Genomic DNA, 17,338 nt, shown 5'->3' on the forward strand with positions numbered 1-17,338 from the left:
GGCCTGTGACCTTATCGGTGCCCGCAGGTGTCCCGGTAGGCGAGTGCCGGGACGTACCTGGCCCATTCGGCTCGATCGAGGCCTCGGCCGGTGGCGGCGCACGCCCGGTCCAGCGGCTGCCGGCGGAGGGCGTTCAGGTCGGCGAGGTTCCACATCGTGACGATGGTGTCGCCCGACTTGGTGACGCTGTAGCCGTTGGCCGCCAGAGTGTTCCCGTCAGGGGAGAACGCCGCCTCCAGAGCCACATGGCCTTGGGTGATCAGGGGCTGGCCGAGCCGGTGTGGCGCGGAGGGGTCGGTGAGGTCCCACAGGAGGACGGTCTGATTCTTGTAGGCGGCGGCGAGGGTGCGCCTGTCGGCGGAGAACGCCACCGCCAGCACGGCCACCGTGCTGTCCATCCAGCTTCCAGGAATGCCACCCGGCTCTGACGGGCCGACCAGGGTCTGGTCCAGCCGAACGGGCAGGCGCGGGTCGCTGAAGTCCCACAGCACGATCGAGCCGTCACCACGGCCGACGGCCAGCATGCGGCCGTCGGCGGAGAAGGCCATGGAGGCGATGAAAGTGGAGTCCTTCGTCGCGATGGCCGCCCGCTTACCGAGCGGACGCGGGGGCGTCGGGGTGAGGTCCCACTGCGTGACGGTCGCGCCGATGCCGAACACGTCGGTGGTCAGCAGGGTGCGCCCATCGGGCGCCAAGGCCGAGGCCATGGAGCCGAAGGTCACCGTCGGCACGGTGGGTCGGCGCTGGATCGGAGCGGTGGGCCGGGAGATGTCCCAGACCGTGGCCTTGGAGTTGGTGGTCCGGGACGTGGGGTCGGCCGTGAAGAGCACCCGCGTGTCCGAGGAGAACGCGACGGGCAGGCCGCTGTCCTTCAGCGGTGGTCCGCGCCGGGCCGGGTGGTCGGGGTCGGAGACGTCCCATAGGGTGACGCCGTTGTCGGCCGCGTACACGGCCAGCGTCCGGCCGTCGGGCGACAGTTTCGAGTAATAGCCCGGTACGGACGGCCCATGCCGGACGGGCCGGGCGGGGTTCGAGGCATCCCACAGCGATATCGCGCCGGCCTTCTCGCCGGTGGCCAGGATCCGACCATCGCGTGGGAACACCGCGGAAGTCGCGCCGGTGAGGGGCGGTGCGCGCCTGACCGGCTGTGCGGTGCCCGGGACGTCCCACAGCCTGACCGTACGGTCATCGCCGCCGGTGGCCAGGAGCCCGCCGTCCGCCGAAATGGACACCGAGGGCACGAAACCGGCGTGGCCGGTCAGCGGTGCGCCCACCTGGGTCGGGTGGGACGGGTCGGTGAGATCCCATACGACGGCGGTCCCGTCGAAGTTCGCGGTGACCGCCATCCCGGCGTCGGGCGAGAGGGCGATCGAGGTGTTGTTGCCCGTCAGCGGCGTACCGGTCCTGACCGGCCGGGCCGGATCGGAGACGTCCCACAGGACGAACGCGTTGTTGTTCGTCTTGGCCTTGTCATGTGTGGCCATCAGGTGACCGCGCGCGGAGAACGTGACCGGGGACCTGCCGGCCAGCTGCCTGCCGAGGAGGGCAGGATGACGGCGATCGGCGACGTTCCACAGCCGGACCCAGCCATTTCCCGGACTGCCGTCATTGCCGGTGGCGAGCAGCCGGCCGTCGGGTGAGAAGGCGACCGAATTCGCGCTGCCGCCGTGGCTCTGCGGTGTGCTCGCGAGTCTGGCCGGAGTCTGACCCGACAGGTCCCACAGGACGATGCTGCCGTTCTCGTACGCGGCGGCCAGCGTCCGGCCGTCCGGGGCGAAGGCGAAGGATGTCACCGACGACGCGAGCGTCGAGCCGACTCGGCCGAAGAAGGGACCGGTCGCCGGGGTCTCCGCGACGCGCTTCAACGTCGGGACCTGCCACAGGCCGACCGTGTAGCCGGAGCCGGATTCCGTGGCCAGCATGCGGCCGTCCGGGGAGAGCGCGATGGTGCTCCCGGAGACCTGCGGCCTGCCGGCCAGCGTCGAGATCCGGCGGGGCCTGGCGGGCTCTTCGAGATCCCACAGAGTGACGTGGCCTTCGCCCGCTCCCGAGGTACCCGCGGCGGCCAGGATCCTGCGGGCCGGGGAGAACGCCAGCGATCGCACTTCGGCCGGGAACCCGGTGATGATTCCCGCGTACCGGTCGGTGAGCAGGGTGTTGACGAGGCTGGAGGAGGCCTGGTCACCGCCGTGGATCCGCGCGGCGGCGACCCCCAGTCTCAGGGCCAGTTGCGGATCGCTGCCGCGGATCGCGTCGGCCTGGGCGACGAGGGCGCGTGAGACGGCGAGGGTACGTTGCCGGTCCGCGTTCCTGGCCGAGATGACCGCCAGAGTGCCGGCGACGAGGACGAGGACCATCAGGGTCGCCAGGACACCGATGGCGGCCTGCCGCACCCGGATGCCGCGGGTCTGCGCGCTGATGCTGTCGTCCAGGAAGGCCCGCGCGGTGTCGCCGAGCTCGGGGTAGCGGTCCGGGTTCTGCCGCCAGTGCTCTTCGGCGGTACGCAGGGCCTTGAGCCTGGTCCCGCCGACGAGGAAGGACGGGTCGCGGTCATGGCCGGCCCACTCCTGCGCGGCGTCCACCAGTTCGGTGTAACGGGCCGGCCCGGTCGTCCGCGAGCCAGTCACGGAGCCGGGACCAGCCCGTCAGCAGGAAGTCATGGGCGATCTCGGCGGTCTCGCGTTGGACGACGACGAGCCGCTGCGCGGCGAACGCCTCCACGACCTCCGCCATTCGCTCCTGGCCGGGGTCGCCATGGGGGTACGGCATCGGACGTCGCACCACCTGACCGTCCCTGGTGATCTTCGTCATCGCGTAGAAGACCTGCCGGACCGTGGCCTGCTGCTCCTCGGAGAGGGACTGGAAGGTCGCCTCGGCGGTGGTCTGCACGGCTTTCCGGACCCCGCCCGACAGACCGTATCCACGGCTGGTCAGCCAGATGCCCTCACGGTTCTCCCAGGTGATTCGCATGGCCTGGGACAGCAGTGGCAGGGCCCCTGCCTCGAAACCACCGTCGGGTTCGCGGGGAAGCTCGGCGAAGATGGCGTCCACCAGACCCGGTTCGAGGCGCAGGCCGGCCTTCTGCGCCGGGCCGGTGACGGTGCGGCGCAGGTCCGATTCGCTCATCGGTCCCACCAGGACCAGCCCGTCGTCCGCGGCCTCCGCGAGCTCCGGATGGGCCGAGCACGCGGTCAGGAAGTCACTGCGTACGACGATCACCACGAGCGCCGCAGGCTCGCCGGACGGTCCGCAGGGGACGGTCGCGATCGACTGCAGCGCGGTGACGAACGCCTGCCGCAGGTCGCCCGCGTCCTCGGGAAGAGTGAAGACGCGCTCGAACTGGTCCACGACGAGAACCAGCCGCTGGTCGGGCCCGGCCAGCGTGCGGGCGAGCAGCGGCGCTTCGGCGAGGTCGCCGTCCGGGTCGCCGAGCGCGTCGGCCAGGTCGCGGCAGGGGTCGGTGCCCGGCACCATCACCCGCACCGGCCAGTCGGCTGCCCTGGCGGCCAGCGCTCCTGACGCCAGCGCGGGCAGCAGACCGGCTCTGACAAGGGAGGACTTACCGGCACCGGACGGACCGGCGACGATCTGCACGCCCGGATGGTTCAGCCGGCCCGCCAGGGACTGCACCAGCCGCGCGGTCAGTTGCTCGCGGCCGTAGAACACCTCGGCCTGGTCGGGCTCGAACACCGCCAGGCCCCGATAGGGCCCCACGCGTTCCCAGCGGGCGGTGTCGACGGCTTCCTCGTCCGGGCGGGCGGCGGCGTTGCGGGCGAATGCCAGCCGGGTGACATGACCGGTGGAGGCGCTGGTCGGGATCGGTTTGCCGTCCCGGGCCAGCGCTTCCACGACCTCGTGGAAGATCGCGTCCAGGCGCAGGTCGGGGCCCTGTCCGGGGATACCGTTCTCGACGACGTCGGCGAGATACCTGGTGAAGTAGGTCTGCGGTGCGGCCAGACCCGGATCCGTCTCGAACCAGGCGGGCGAGAACTCCCCCGCCGCCGCGATCGTGTAGGCACCGGTGCCGCGGATGCGGTCCATGATGTCGTCGGCGGCCTGCAGCCCCGTCGCCGCTAACCCGGCGTAGCAACAGTCCAGGATCACGATCTTCGTGGTCGCCGGGCTGAGCGTCAGCGCGTTGCGTACCGCGTCGAAGGGCAGGCTCGTGGTCCGCCTCCGCGCCGCCTCTCCCCGCGACTCCGTCAGGCCCAGGCAGAGCATGCCCGACGGATCGACCTGCCCGTGCCCGACGTAGTAGAACAACGCGACGTCATCGGCCTCCTGGAAGAGCTCCACGAGCTGGTCGGGCAGTTGCTCCGGCAGCCGCCGGTCCAGCAGCCTCGTCACCCGCGTGGGCGGCCAGCCGCAGAGGTCTCCGGTGAGCAGCGACTCCATCCGGGCCAGACTGTTGACCGCGGGCCGAATTTGGGGCAGATACCGATATGTTCCGGTGCCGACGAGGACGGCCCGCGACCGCGCCAGGTCGGTCACGCCAGGAACCTCTCGATGAGCGACTCCGCCTGGGCGATATTGGTCGCGTCGAGCTTCAGCTCCTTGCCCTCGGACTTGAGGGTGATGATCAGATCGGCCCTGCGGGACCGGATGAACTCGGGAAGAGTCCGCAGCGCCGCCGCCAGCACACCACTCCCACCACCCAGCACGACGAGGACGTCCCAGACCCCCTGCTCGCCGGGAAGAGGCGTCCCCGCCCGCTGCTCGACCCGGACGCCCGGAGCCCGCTCCAGCCACCTGCGTAATGCCAGGAATTCCGCTGGATCGGAAAAAGCGAGTTCGACGCCGTGAGAATCCCGCACCCCCACCCCACCCCCTTTGCGCCGAGAGCACGGTACAAAGGGTTCGCCACTGTGCGCGACCGTGTCAACACATATACGCAAAGAGCCATCCGGCGTCTTGCCACAGAACGAGGCCCGGCATCCGGAGGGCGATCAGCGCGCCTGGCCGGGTGGTGCCTGAGCCGGGGGGAAGAGGCGCTGGACGGCGGCGACGATGGCCGCGCGGCGGGCGGCCAGGTAGGCGGCCCGCTCGTGTGGGGGGACCGCGGCGGCGAGGTCGGGCTGGTCGGCCCAGGAGACGGCGATCTGGTTGACCAGGACCAGGACGTCGAGCGGGTCCCAGGCGGGGTCGAGGTGCCCGGCCTCCTGCGCCTTGCGCAGTTGCTCGGCCTTGTGGGCGATGGTCTGCCGGATCGCGTCGTCGGCCGGCCTGCCGGTGTCGCCCAGTTCGAGCCGGCCCCAGGCCATCAGCCGGAAGCGTTCGGGGTGGGCGGCGAAGTAGTCGTGGATGCGGCCCGCGTATCCGGGCAGGTCGGTGGGGTCCAGGCGGGTCGCCTCGGCGACGGCGGCGAGCTCCCGGGCGGAGACGAACCGGTACAGGTCCTCCTTGCCGCCGAAGTAGGCGTAGACGCGCTCCTTGCTGGTCTTCGCCGCTTTGGCGATGCGGTCGATGCGCGCGCCGGCGATCCCGTACCGGGAGAACTCGGCCGTGGCCGCGGTGACGATGCGGTCGCGGGTGGAGTCGGCACCGGGCTGAGGAGTCACGCCGCGAGCGTACCAAACCGTTTGGTTTGACCGTCGAGCAGGAATCGACATAGGTTCAAACCAAACGGTTTGGTTTGATCATGGGAGACCTCATGCAGCACAGGACACTCGGCCGCCAGGGCCTGACCGTCTCGGCGATCGGCTACGGCGCGATGGGCCTCACGATGGCCTACGGCCCCACCGACGAACAGGAGGGCGTCGCCGCCGTCCGGCGCGCCCACGACCTCGGGGTCACCTTCTTCGACACCGCCGAGCTCTACGGCTGGGGCACCGGCTCCAACGAGATCCTTCTCGGCAAGGCGGTCAGGGACTTCCGCGACGAGGTGGTCCTGGCCACCAAGTTCGGCTTCGACATGTCCGCCGAACCGCGCGGCAGCGTCCTGAACAGCCGGCCCGAGAACATCCGCAAGGTCACCGACAACAGCCTGCGCCACCTCGGCGTCGACCACCTCGACGTCCTGTACCAGCACCGCGTCGACCCGGACGTGCCGATCGAGGACGTGGCCGGCGCCGTCAAGGAGCTGATCGACGCGGGCAAGGTGAAATACTTCGGCCTGAGCGAGGCCGGGCCGCAGACCATGCGTCGCGCGCACGCCGTGCAGCCGGTCTCCGTCCTGCAGACCGAGTACTCCCTGTTCGAGCGCGATGTCGAGCAGCTCTTCCCCACCCTGGAGGAACTCGGCATCGGCCTGGTCGCCTACTCGCCGCTGGGCCGCGGCTTCATCACCGGCACCGCCAAGCCCGCCGGTCGGTACGACGCCACCGACATGCGCAACATCGACCCGCGCTGGCAGCCCGGCAACTTCGAGAAGAACGTCGAGGCCGTCGACCGGCTCGGCGACCTCGCCAGGGCCAAGGGCATCACCGTCTCCCAGCTGGCCCTGGCCTGGCTGCTCAGCCGCGGCGAGCACCTCGTGCCCATCCCCGGGACCCGCAGCGCCGCCCGGATCGAGGAGAACACCGCCGCCGCCGACGTCACCCTGACCGAGGCCGACCTCGCCGCCATCCGCGAGATCCTGCCCCACGGCGGCTTCGGTGCCCGCTACGCCGAGGGTTACGTGCCCACCTGGGTCTGATGCCGTCCGCCTCCGTACGCGACGTCAGCGGGTGAAGAGCTCGAAGGCCACGGCGGGACGGCCGCCGAACCGGGCGGACGCGGCCTTCATCTCGTTCTCCAGGAACGACCGGGAGTACTGCTCGGGGTCCTGGTCGGTGAGCGCCTCGATGTAGGTGCGGTGGGCCAGCAGCGACCGGCAGGCCCGCTCGTACCCGGCGCTCGCGTCGACGGCGTGCGTGGGCTGCGGCGAGCCGGCCACGGCCACGTACCGCACGCCGTTCCACGGTTCGAGGCCGTCCTCGGCGAGCTCGGGGAAGATCCAGCGGTTGCCGGCGTCGGCGACGGCGTCGAGGACGGCGCGGCCGACGGCCCGGTGGTCGGGCGTGTTCCAGGCGGTGCCGCCCCAGGTGTCGTGGTGGTTGAGGGTCAGCACGAGCTCGGGGCGGTGGAACCGGATGGAGGCGGCGAAGTCGCGGCGCAGCGCCGTGCCGTACTCGATGACGCCGTCGGGGTGGCGAAGGAACTCGACGGTGGACACGCCCACGGCGGCGGCACTGGCCCGCTGCTCCTGCTCGCGCAGGGGGCCGGCCTTGGCGGGTTCGATGCCGTCGATGCCGGCCTCGCCGAGCGTGGCGAGCACGTAGACGACGTCGCGACCCGCGTCGGTCCAGGTGGCGATGGCGGCCGAGGCCCCGTATTCGAGGTCGTCAGGGTGGGCGACGATCGCGAGGGCGCGCTGCCAGTCGGTGGGCATCTCGGCCAGGTGCGCGGACGCGCCGGCCATCTCGGCCTCCTTGGTTCGCGGTATGAGGGCAGCCTACGACGCCGACCTGGTTCAGTCCGCTTCCCTGGGTTCCCAGATGACGGCGTACAGGCGAACGTCGGCCGGGCGGCCGGTGGCGTCCCGCGTGACGGCGACGGTCCGGCAGAGCACGTAGCGGCGGGTGTCGGTGATGAGGCAGAACAGGACACCGGGCCGGTCCAGGGCCGGGGTGACCGGTTCGCTGTAGTTCTCCTGGGCTCCGCACTCCGACCGTGTGCCATGGCTGCCGGGCGGAAGGACGGTGATGTCGTCCTTGCCGATGCTGTCGAGCGAACGCTGCTGTGAGGTGAACTCCAGGTCGTACGGATTGCCCTTCGACGCCTCGGCGATCGGCCATGACGGATCGTCGAAGTCGATGATCTGATCCACGCGCAGCCGCACGAACCCCTCGCGGAGCACAGGGCGCAGCCGGCCCTTGTTGTCGGCATCCCGCGTGTCGGCCGCCGCCTGCCGGACGGCTCGCGGGGCCGGATGCGCCGTCGTCGGACCGGCCGGCACCAGGAAGGCGGCCACACCGCCTGTCGCGGCCAGCCCGATCACGGCGGCCACGGCGATCCGCGGCCACCGCCGGCCGCGAACACGGCCCGGGACGGCCGCCGGCACCGAGCCGCCCCCGGAACCAGGGCCGAGGACGGCCTCAGAAGATGGAGCGGTGCCGGGATCGGCGGTCGGCATCGACGGCTCCGCGACCACCCCCTGCTGCTCCGATCCGTCCTTCAACTCCGCGTGCACAGCGTGCCAGCGGGCCTCCCACTCGCGAGTGTCCCCACCGCACGCGGCCACGAAGGCCAGGGTGACCCCCAGTGACGGGAGCATGTCCCCGGAAGCCGCCCGCGACAGCGCGGTGGCGGAGAAGTGGGCCTCGGCGGCCAGCCGCCGGTAACTGGGAGTCCCCGCCTCATGCCGAAGAGCGCGCAGGTCGTGGGCGAAACTGGCCAGCGGTCCCTGTGTCGGGTCCAGCGGCCGCTCGGGCCTTCCCATGGGGGAGATAACCCTCCAAACCGACACGAACGAATTGATGCCGTGCGTCCCGGACTGATTGTCAACCGGAGTCGTTACTGATCACCAACCCTAAGGTCACCTTCTCTGCGGCCGCAAGGCATCACCATGTTCCAGACCGGGCACGGGCCGTGACCCGGTGGCCGGAATTGATTGTTAACCGGAGGCACGACTGGTCATCAATTCCAAGGTCATCTTCTCTGGAGCCGCAAGGCGTCACCGCCCAGCCGGCTCGGCGGTGACGCGGCATCCCGGCGGCCCCGGCCGGTACGCTCCGGCCGCCCGCCCTACCCCGAGGCAGGGCAGTGAACAGACCAAGGAAACTGCTGGCAGCGCTGACCGCGGTGGTGCTCGCCACCGGCGGTGTATCGGCCGCCGACGCGGCGGCCTCCGCCGGGCCCATGAGACCCGCGGCGAGCAGCCCGGACGCCGCCTTCAAGGGCATCATCGCGTTCAGCGGAGGCCATACCTCCGACCTGGCGAGCAACCCCGATATCGCGGGCCGTTCGCTCGCCTAACTACTGGGCGCAACTGGAGCCCAAGAAGGGGCAGTACAACTGGAGCCTCGTCGACAACGACATGAAGCCCTGGGCCGACGCGGGCAAGAAGGTCGTCCTGCGCGTCTCCGCGGCCGGCTGGGCCAAGTGGGACAAGGACGCCGACTCCGCGCACGGCACCCCGCAGTGGGTGTACGACGAGGGCGTCAAATCAGTCACCGAGCAGGACAAGGCGGTGTTCCCGCAGTACTGGAACTCCACCTTCGAGAATGACTACGACGACTTCATCAAGGCGTTCGCGGCCCGCTACGACGGGAATGCGAGTGTCGCGTTCATCGACGCGGGCGTCGGCGTGGGCGGTGAGACCAAACCGGACAGCGAGAAGAACTCCAAGATCCTGGACCTCTGGAAGTCGATCGGCTACACCGACAAGATCTGGTGGGGTTACGTCCAGAACGCCATCGGCACGTACGCCCAAGCGTTCACCAGGACACCGGTCGCGGTCATGCCGGACAAGACGTTCCTTGGGTCCACCGACGGCTACAACGAGCAGAAGACGCTCGACTACACCGTCGCGCAGGGCGCCTGGCTCCAGGACAACGGCCTGGGCGCCGACTGGCAGCTGAAGGGCGACGACTGGCAGAAAACCACGCTCGTCGGTGAACAGCGCGGTTCGACCTCCGACACCGGCGACGATCTCATGGCCGACTTCCAGGCCGCGCTGGACCACGGGGCCGCCTACATCCTCGCCTTCACCGACGACCTGGAGAATCCGGACAACGCGCAGACGATCCACCAAGTCGCCTCCGAGGCCGGAGGCGGCTCTCCCACCCCGCCTCCGCCGTCCGGCTCCGACGAGACAGTGTGGAACGGCGACTGGAGCGCGTACGACTGGGAGATCCACGCCGGCGGCGACTGGGGGAACAGCACGCTGGAGAAGGTCGACGCGCCCGGCGGACGGTCCGGTGCGGCCGGGAGGTTCACCGTCAACACGACGAAGAACATGGAACAGGCCCTCTACCGGAATGACGTGAAGGGCACCAACGTCCTGTATCACGCCGGCACGCGACGCCACACCGAACACGTCGACGACGGCGGTGGCAGCGGCTCCTGACCATGAACTTCTCTACGGTCTGGCCGCAGTCGGATCGCACGGCTGACCGTACGGGAAGTTCGCGTTCATCGCGGCGACGCGGGGTGTGCGGGCCGCGGGGTGTGCGGGCCGCGGGGTGTGCGGGCCGCGGGGTGTGCGGGCCGCGGGGTGTGCGGGCCGCGGGGTGTGCGGGCCGCGGGGTGTGCGGGCCGCGGGGTGTGCGGGCCGCGGGGTGTGCGGGCCGCGGGGTGTGCGGGCCGCGGGGTGTGCAGGTCTCCCGGCTCGCCGTCGGCGACCGGCTCACCCCGCTCGTCCGCCAGGCGTCGTCAGGCGAGACGGTGGATGTCGCCGTAGGCGCGGTAGAAACCGCCGCGGCCCGACTCGCGCACCTCGCTGACCACGTAACGGACACCGCGCTCGCGGATCCCCTTCGGGAACTGAACCCGCCAGCTCTGGTCGAATCCGGGAGAGACCACGCGGACTCGAAGCTGGCCGTGCTCTTCGAAGCACTCCACGACGACGCCCCCGCTGCTGTCATCGACGACGTCGACGGCGGCCGACGGGATGACCGTCTCGACCGCGGCCGGCGCCTTGACGTCGACGACGTCGGGGACCGAGCCCCGCTCCGCCGACCTGATGGCCTCCTCGCTCGCGTCGACGCAGGCCAGTGAACCGTCCGTGGTCACGATGTAGAGGCGCTGGTCGTGGTACTGCATGGAGTAGGCGGCGCCGCAGCCGGTGCCGAGCTTCCACAGGCGGGTGCCCGCCTCGTCGAAGCAGTAGATCGAGCCCAGGCCGTCCCCGGCGAAGACGTACCGGCCGTCCTCCGCGGTCGCGCAGGAGAAGACCGGTGCGTCGCAGTCGTAGGTCCGCTCCCGGCCGCCGTCCTTGCGCAGCCGCACCACCGTCCGGGTCGAGGTCCCCGCGTAGACCGTCGACCGCTCCTGCCAACCGAAGAGCACCGGGCCGGTGGACTGGTGCCACAGCTCCTTGCCGGTACTCCAGTGATAGCTGGTGACGCCGCCGCTGTGACCGTGGTGAACGGCGGCGGCGTCACATCGCACCATCCAGCCCTGCGTTCCGCGGCCCTGCCGGCGCCACAGGAACTCGTCCTCGTGGTCGATCGCCACCACGCCACCGCCGGCGTCGGACACGCCGAGGATGCCGTCGTGGATGTCGAGCCAGTAGATGTCGATGTCCGGGGAGATCTGGTAGGCCAGCCTGGGCACCTTCCCGGACAGGTCATAGACGTTGCCGTCGTCACAGCCCGCGTAGAGCCAGGCGTCGTCGGCGACGATGCACTTCACGCCGTCGGGCAGCCGGACCTGCTGCACCACCTGGGCGTCATGCGTCAGCGACGTGATCACACCGGCCTCGTTGCCCACCATGCACAGCCGGTCGTCGATGAAGATCCCGAACGCGGCGGCGCCCGAGGCGTACCGCCACAGGACCGGAGCCCGCCGCGTCGCCGCGCGGCCGACGGGGGCCGACGCGCCACCGACGTTGGCGCTCATGACCTGGCGACGGGAAAAGCCTCGCTTCTTTCGGGCTCCGCGTACGGCTGGGGCGTAGCCCTTACGGACCTTTTCCCCAATCTTCTTCGCGGCCGTCTCTCTCGCTTTTGCCTCATCCGGGAACGTGCTGGTCTTGCGCTGTCCGGCGTCACCGATCCGGCCGTACCGGATGGTCATCGTCGTGCCGTCGACCGTGACCTCATAGAACTTGTGCGCTCCGCCGCCCTCTTCGGAAAGTTCGAGGTAAGTGGTCTCTTCGGTCGTTTCCACGGATATCGGGCCTTCCAACGAGAGGTTCGGGAGACGGAGGTCGAGAAAGCGAATAAGTGTCGCCTTCCGCATCGACATCCCAGACCGTACAAGTCGGGTGCGACATTTCGGGTGTCATTGGTAGGTGGTCTCGTCCAGGCCGCTCAGCGTCGGGTCGTAGGAGACCTCTCCGACGTCGTACATCGACGTCATCCAGTGGTAGAAGTTGTCGCCCCGGTCCCGCAGCACCTGGTACAGCCGCCGCAACAGCCGACCGCGCACCTTCGCCATCTCCGGATGCCCGTAGACGTTGAGCAACTCGTCCGGGTCGGTGGACAGGTCGTACAGCTCGTTGACCGAGTCCGGGTTGACGACCAGCTTGTAGCGGTCGGTCCGGATCATCCGCTGTGGGTACGGGAAGTGGTGGCCGTGGAACTCGCAGACGATGTCCTGCTCCCACGGCACGTCGTCAGCGGAGGCGAGCGGCACCAGGCTGCGCGAGTCGACGGCGGGGGCGGGGTCGACGCCGGCCAGTTCGAGGATGGTCGCCGTGCAGTCGACGAGGCTGACGAACTCGGTTCGTACGACCCCGGGTCGCTGTCCCGGGATGCGCAGCAGGCCGGGCGTGCGGTAGATGTCCTCGTACATCGCCGGGCCCTTGTCGTGCAGCCGGTGCGCGCCGGTGAACTCACCGTGGTCGCAGGTGAAGAACACCGCCGTGTCGTCGACCAGCTCGAGACGCCGCATGGCGTCCATCACCCGGCCGATCTCGGCGTCGATGAGCGCGACGTAGCCCCAGTAGACGGCGATGAGCTTGCGGGTCACCTCCAGCGGCATCGTGTCGAACGTCCAGTGCGCGCTGTAGTTCGCCTGCACCTGCGGCTTGCCGGCGAAGGTCTCGGCGATCGACTTCGGCAGCTCTACCAGCTCGGGGTCGTACAGGTCGAAGTACTCGTCCGGCACGATGTACGGCAGGTGCGGCCCGAAGAAGTTGAGCTGCAGGAAGAAGGGCCGCTCGTCGGCCGCGTAGCGCTCCAGCATCTCGATCGTCCGGGTCGCGAGGTAGTGCTCGAACGAGGCCTCGACCGGCTGGCGCAGCCGCGCGGCGAGCAGGTTGCCGGGTCCGCCGTTCGGCAGCGTCCCGCGGATGCGGTCGTGAATCTCGTACGGCGGCAGGTCGTTCGCCGCCAGGTAGTCCAGGTAGTCGGGGTGGTCGACGGGGTTGTGCCATCCCGGCAGGTCGGGGCCGTCGAACCCGAAGTCGGCCGCTCGCCGCCGGTGCCCGACGTGCCACTTGCCGATGAGCCCGCAGTTGTACCCGGCGGCCCGGAGCGCCTGGGAGAAGGTGAACTGGTCCTCGGGCAGGTCGTCGATGTAGCCGACGTTCCTCTCCTCGTTGGCGAGCAGCTTGTGCCGGAACGGGGCCTGCCCGGTGAGCAGGCTCGCCCGCGCCGGCGTGCAGATCGCGGAGGGGGTGTACCAGCGGTCGAAACGCGTCCCGCTCCGCGCCAGCTCGTCGAGTACGGGCGTGGCGACGAGAGGGTTCCCGTACGCGCCCAGGGTGTCGACGCGGTGCTGGTCGGTCATCAGGAAGAGGATGTTCACTTGGCGGCACCCGAGAACAGATCGCTGGTGTAGTAGTTCTTGGGATCGACGGGTCCGGTGAGCTTGCCGGCGCCGACGAAGTAGTCGTTCATGCCGCTCAGCCACTTGTTGATCGTGCCGTCCCTGGTGTAGCCGTCCAGCTGCGGCAGCGTCAGCACGGTGACGTTGGCGGCGTCGGCGCGGACCTGGGCGACCGGCTGGTTCAGCATCTCGGCGGTCGCGGAGATGGCCTTGTCGAGGTGCTGGCTGCGGTACTGAATGGCCTCGCGGAGCACGGCGATGACCTTCTGGGCCTTGGGCCGGTCCTTCGCCACGACCTTGTTCCCGGCGACGAACGCGGTGGGGAACGCCACCGTGCCGGCGAAGTCCTGGTTCTTGGCCAGTTCGACGAGGTTCGGCACCTTCTTCTTGATCGTGGCGATCGCGGGATACCAGAAGCCGGCCGCAGCGATCCGTTTCGACGTGAACGCCGACACGATCGTGGCCGGGTCCATCGGGACGATCTTGACGTCCTTCTTCGTCATCCCGGCCTGCTTCAGCGCGAGCGTGAGGATCATGTCGCCGGAGGTGCCCTCGGGCACGCCGATCGTCTTGCCCCGCAGGTCGACCATTGACCTCGTGCCGGGTTGCGCGATGACACGGTCGGCGTTGCCGAGCGTGTTCAGCGCGACGACCTTGGCCTTGCCCGAGGCGGGCAGCCACATGGCGCCCGGGCCGATGTAGCCGAAGTCGAGGTCGCCGGTGCCCAGTGCCTGAATCTGCAACGGGCCGTTGGTGAAGACCTTGGTCTTCACGTCGAGGCCGTGCTTCTTCCACAGACCCTGGTCGTGGGCGACGGCGAGCAGGCTCGTGCCGTTGAAGTCGCCGATGTAGCCGAACTCCACGTGGGTGCCGCCGGAGCCGCCCGACGAGCAGCCGGCCGTCCCGAGTGTCAGGACCAGGGCGGTGACGGCGGCGAACATTCCTCTCATGACGTGGACTCCTCGACCTGTCGCTGGTGGTGGACCGCGTGCCAGACGCGGTTGCGCAGTTCCCCGAACGCCGGGCTCAACCGGACCTCCTCGTCGCGCGGATACGGGAGGTCGACGTCGATGACGTCGGCGATCCGGCCGGGTCGCGCGGCCATGACGACCACGCGGCCCGCGAGGAACACCGCCTCGTCGACGTCATGGGTGATGAACATGACCGTCCGCCGGTCCTGACTCCAGGTCCGCAGGAGCTGTTCCTGCAGCTTCACCCGGGTCAGCGCGTCCAGCGCGCCGAAGGGCTCGTCCATGAGCAGGATCGACGGGTCGACGGCGTACGCGCGGGCGATGGCGCAGCGCTGCTTCATCCCGCCGGAAAGCGTCTTGGGCAGCGCGTCCGCGAACTGCTCGAGGCCGACCAGGGCGATGAAGTGCTCGGCCCGCCGCCGGCGCTCCTCCTTGGGGACCTTCGCGGTGCGCATGCCGAACTCGACGTTCTGGCGGACGGTCAGCCAGGGGAACAGCGCGTACTGCTGGAAGATGACGCCGCGGTCGGGCCCCGGCCCGGAGACCGGCCTGCCGTCGACCAGCGCGGTGCCGCCGGTGGGTTCCTCCAGTCCCGCGAGAACGTTGAGCAGCGTGCTCTTGCCGCAGCCGGACGGGCCGACGACGGTCACGAACTCGCCGTCGGCGATGTCGAGGGACACGCCGCCGAGGGCGACGAAGTCCTCCCCGCCGATGGTGAAGACCTTGGAGACGTCGCGTACAGAGATCTTCGAGGTGGTCATCGGGTCTCCTGCCAGGCCGTCAACTTGTCGCCGGCGAGCATGAGCAGCCGGTCCATGACCAGGCCGAGGATCCCGATCGCGATGATGTCGACGAAGATCGTCGGTAGGTCGTAATAGAGCTGCGCGCTCTGCATCCGGTGCCCGAGGCCCTCCTGTGCGGCCAGCAGTTCGGCGGCCACGAGCGTCGCCCACGCGGAGCCGAGCCCGACCCTCATCCCGACGAGGATGAACGGCGTCGAGGCGGGCACCACGACGCGGGCGAAGATCGTTCCGTCGTTGGCGCCAAGCACCCGCGCGGCGTTGATGAGGGTCGGGTCCACGCTCACGACGCCCTGGTAGGTCGAGATGACGCAGGCCAGGAAGGCCGCCAGGAAGATGACGAAGATCTTGGGGCTCTCCCCGATCCCCATCAGGACCAGCACCAACGGCAGCATCGCGAGCGGCGGGATGGTCCGGAAGAACTGGATCCACGGCTCGAACAGGCCGCGCGCGACCGTGTACCACCCCATGAGGAAGCCGACCAGGATCGCCGCGACGGTGCCCAGGACGAATCCGGCCAGCACCCTGACGAGCGACGTGCCGGCGTCACTGAACAGCATGCCGTTCCGGACCATCCGCCAGGCGGCCGACACGACCTCGGCCGGGGTCGGGAAGTCGAAGCCCGCCAGCGACAGCCCCCACCAGATCCCCACTCCGGCCACGATGGACACGCCGTTAAGGATCAGCAGGGTTCTTCGGCCTCCCCGCGGCCGGGCCGGTGCGTCCCTTACCTTCGCCGGCTGCGTACTCGTCACGGCCACCGTCAGCCTCCGTCCGTCGTTACCTGCGCGTCGTACCTGTCCAGCAGCGGGGACTCGTGGAACAGCGTCGCGATGGCCCCCAGCACCCCGCCGTCGTCCGACAGCCGGGCGGGGCGGACGACCGGCGCCGCGTCGGTCAGCCAGGACAGCTCATAGGTGATCGCGGCCGAGACCTGCCGCATCAGGGTGGGGGCGATCGCGACGATGTCACCGCCGAGCACGATCTCGTCCGGGTTCAGCGTCAGCGCCGCGGCGCCGAGGACCCGGCCGACGGCCGCACCGGCCTCGCGCAACACCTGGTCGACGACCGGGTCGGCGATCTCCACGGCGGCCTTCAGGTCATCGAGTGTCGCCATCGGGACGCCGAGCTCACCGCACCGCCGGAGGACCGCCGGGACCGACGCGACGGTCTCGACGCAGCCGCGCTTGCCGCACCGGCACCGCGTGCCGTTCGGGACGGCGGTGACGTGGCCGAGCTCGCCCGCATAGCCCGCGGAACCCCGTACGAGCCGGCCGCCCACCACCAGGCCGCCTCCGACGCCGTCGGACAGACGGAGGTAGATGAGGTCGCGCACGGAGTCGGACTCGGAGTGCAGCGCTTCGGCCAGCCCGGCGAAGCGGACGTGGTTGTCGACGATCACCGGGGCGTGGAAGCGCTCCGCGAACACGTCGGCCACCCCGTCGGCGCGTGACCGATCGCCCCAGCCGGGCACGCCGACCCCGATGCCCTGCAGCGCGCCGTAGTGGACGCCGGTGGTGGCGCTCAGCCGGTCGATCAGGTTCAGCCCGGCCCGGAGACGCTCGGGCCACCGCCACGACTCGTCATAGCGGGAGGTGCCGGACGCGATGACCTCATGTGCCGCGTCGGCCACCGCGACGTGCACCCGGCGGTGGCCGAAGTCGACGCCCATGTACTGCCCCGCTCCGGGATCGAGCGCAAGGCGCTCGGCCGGCCGGCCGCTGCCCACACGCTCGACGGCGTCGGTGTCCACGACGCGGATCGCACCGCGCGCGAGCAGATCACCGGTGATCTCCGAGACGGTGGTACGAGACAGGCCGACCCGTGTCGCGATCTCGCCGCGGCTCAGCGCGCCGTTCCGCCGCAGCACGCGCAAGATGCGCTGCTCATGCGAGCCGCGGACGAGCGTGTGCAATCCCATCGGTGCCGTGGACACGCTGGGAAACCTAGGCTTCGTACTTTTTTCCGTCAACGGCCCGACAAAAAGAATCCGGGAATCGGACTCCAGGCCGGATGAAATGCTGACCTGCGGCAATGCGGTGCAGACCTTCCCCGCCCCAACGATGATCCGCGACAGGGACGGGAAGGGGACCGGTCGCCGCACTGAGGACCGGTCGGCGCTGAGCGTAGGCGAACTACGCCAAATGGTGA

At 69.9% G+C, this 17,338-nt stretch carries 15 protein-coding genes; 3 read left to right on the top strand and 12 right to left on the bottom strand.

Going from position 1 to position 17,338, the window contains the following annotated elements; all coding sequences use genetic code 11:
- Positions 1-11 precede the first annotated feature (11 nt).
- The 4 genes from ACYVF7_RS38295 to ACYVF7_RS38310 all read right to left on the bottom strand — a co-directional run bounded on the left by ACYVF7_RS38295 (position 12) and on the right by ACYVF7_RS38310 (position 5,558).
- A complete protein-coding gene (locus tag ACYVF7_RS38295) occupies positions 12-2,582 on the bottom strand; it encodes a WD40 repeat domain-containing protein (RefSeq protein WP_460350362.1) in 2,571 nt (856 codons plus the stop codon).
- The gene (locus ACYVF7_RS38300) at positions 2,551-4,491 is read right to left on the bottom strand and encodes a caspase, EACC1-associated type (protein ID WP_460350364.1); all 1,941 of its coding nucleotides are present in this window, start codon (positions 4,489-4,491) and stop codon (positions 2,551-2,553) included. The genes ACYVF7_RS38295 and ACYVF7_RS38300 overlap by 32 nt, the downstream gene beginning before the upstream one ends.
- Complete coding sequence (locus ACYVF7_RS38305; protein WP_460350366.1) at positions 4,488-4,814, bottom strand: effector-associated constant component EACC1; 327 nt, start codon at positions 4,812-4,814, stop codon at positions 4,488-4,490. Before ACYVF7_RS38305 ends, ACYVF7_RS38300 begins: the two co-directional genes overlap by 4 nt.
- A gap of 132 nt (positions 4,815-4,946) precedes the next feature.
- Positions 4,947-5,558 (bottom strand): TetR family transcriptional regulator, encoded by a 612-nt coding sequence (locus tag ACYVF7_RS38310; protein WP_460350368.1) that lies wholly within the window; start codon positions 5,556-5,558, stop codon positions 4,947-4,949.
- Positions 5,559-5,650: 92 nt separating this feature from the next.
- Here ACYVF7_RS38310 and ACYVF7_RS38315 point away from each other — a divergent pair, with 92 nt between their 5' ends.
- Entirely contained in the window at positions 5,651-6,634 is a 984-nt protein-coding gene (locus ACYVF7_RS38315) for an aldo/keto reductase (protein WP_460350370.1), read from the top strand.
- Between the two features lie 24 nt (positions 6,635-6,658).
- Here ACYVF7_RS38315 and ACYVF7_RS38320 read toward each other — a convergent pair whose 3' ends face one another.
- Both ACYVF7_RS38320 and ACYVF7_RS38325 read right to left on the bottom strand, forming a co-directional pair.
- Positions 6,659-7,399 carry a PIG-L deacetylase family protein gene (locus ACYVF7_RS38320; protein WP_460350372.1) on the bottom strand — a complete coding sequence of 247 codons (741 nt, stop codon included), beginning with the start codon at positions 7,397-7,399 and terminating at the stop codon, positions 6,659-6,661.
- 51 nt (positions 7,400-7,450) lie between these two features.
- Positions 7,451-8,419, bottom strand: a complete 969-nt coding sequence (locus tag ACYVF7_RS38325; protein ID WP_460350374.1) for a helix-turn-helix domain-containing protein — start codon at positions 8,417-8,419, stop codon at positions 7,451-7,453.
- A gap of 323 nt (positions 8,420-8,742) precedes the next feature.
- On the opposite strand from ACYVF7_RS38325, the gene ACYVF7_RS38330 reads away from it, so the two are divergent.
- Both ACYVF7_RS38330 and ACYVF7_RS38335 read left to right on the top strand, forming a co-directional pair.
- Positions 8,743-8,955 (top strand): hypothetical protein, encoded by a 213-nt coding sequence (locus ACYVF7_RS38330; RefSeq protein WP_460350377.1) that lies wholly within the window; start codon positions 8,743-8,745, stop codon positions 8,953-8,955.
- Positions 8,956-8,968: 13 nt separating this feature from the next.
- On the top strand, positions 8,969-10,048 hold the full coding sequence (locus ACYVF7_RS38335; protein WP_460358351.1) for a hypothetical protein: 1,080 nt from the start codon (positions 8,969-8,971) through the stop codon (positions 10,046-10,048).
- 305 nt (positions 10,049-10,353) lie between these two features.
- Here ACYVF7_RS38335 and ACYVF7_RS38340 read toward each other — a convergent pair whose 3' ends face one another.
- The 6 genes from ACYVF7_RS38340 to ACYVF7_RS38365 all read right to left on the bottom strand — a co-directional run bounded on the left by ACYVF7_RS38340 (position 10,354) and on the right by ACYVF7_RS38365 (position 17,123).
- A complete protein-coding gene (locus ACYVF7_RS38340; protein WP_460350379.1) occupies positions 10,354-11,811 on the bottom strand; it encodes a WGR domain-containing protein in 1,458 nt (485 codons plus the stop codon).
- Between the two features lie 114 nt (positions 11,812-11,925).
- Positions 11,926-13,395: a sulfatase-like hydrolase/transferase gene (locus ACYVF7_RS38345; RefSeq protein ID WP_460350381.1), complete on the bottom strand. Its 1,470-nt coding sequence runs from the start codon at positions 13,393-13,395 to the stop codon at positions 11,926-11,928.
- Positions 13,392-14,366 carry an aliphatic sulfonate ABC transporter substrate-binding protein gene (locus tag ACYVF7_RS38350; RefSeq protein ID WP_460350383.1) on the bottom strand — a complete coding sequence of 325 codons (975 nt, stop codon included), beginning with the start codon at positions 14,364-14,366 and terminating at the stop codon, positions 13,392-13,394. Before ACYVF7_RS38350 ends, ACYVF7_RS38345 begins: the two co-directional genes overlap by 4 nt.
- Positions 14,363-15,148, bottom strand: coding sequence for an ABC transporter ATP-binding protein (locus ACYVF7_RS38355; protein WP_460350385.1), 786 nt, complete (start codon positions 15,146-15,148; stop codon positions 14,363-14,365). The genes ACYVF7_RS38350 and ACYVF7_RS38355 overlap by 4 nt, the downstream gene beginning before the upstream one ends.
- Complete coding sequence (locus ACYVF7_RS38360; RefSeq protein WP_460350387.1) at positions 15,145-15,858, bottom strand: ABC transporter permease; 714 nt, start codon at positions 15,856-15,858, stop codon at positions 15,145-15,147. Before ACYVF7_RS38360 ends, ACYVF7_RS38355 begins: the two co-directional genes overlap by 4 nt.
- A gap of 92 nt (positions 15,859-15,950) precedes the next feature.
- Positions 15,951-17,123 (bottom strand): ROK family transcriptional regulator, encoded by a 1,173-nt coding sequence (locus tag ACYVF7_RS38365; protein WP_460350389.1) that lies wholly within the window; start codon positions 17,121-17,123, stop codon positions 15,951-15,953.
- Positions 17,124-17,338: the final 215 nt, after the last annotated feature.

The sequence above is a fragment of the Actinoallomurus acanthiterrae genome, from assembly GCF_054775715.1.

Excerpts from the sequence above, each read along its gene's own strand:
- ACYVF7_RS38315 (WP_460350370.1), top strand. The coding sequence starts at position 5,651 with ATGCAGCACAGGACACTCGGCCGCCAGGGCCTGACCGTCTCGGCGATC.
- ACYVF7_RS38350 (WP_460350383.1), bottom strand. The coding sequence starts at position 14,366 with ATGAGAGGAATGTTCGCCGCCGTCACCGCCCTGGTCCTGACACTCGGG.
- ACYVF7_RS38325 (WP_460350374.1), bottom strand. The coding sequence starts at position 8,419 with ATGGGAAGGCCCGAGCGGCCGCTGGACCCGACACAGGGACCGCTGGCC.
- ACYVF7_RS38320 (WP_460350372.1), bottom strand. The coding sequence starts at position 7,399 with ATGGCCGGCGCGTCCGCGCACCTGGCCGAGATGCCCACCGACTGGCAG.
- ACYVF7_RS38355 (WP_460350385.1), bottom strand. The coding sequence starts at position 15,148 with ATGACCACCTCGAAGATCTCTGTACGCGACGTCTCCAAGGTCTTCACC.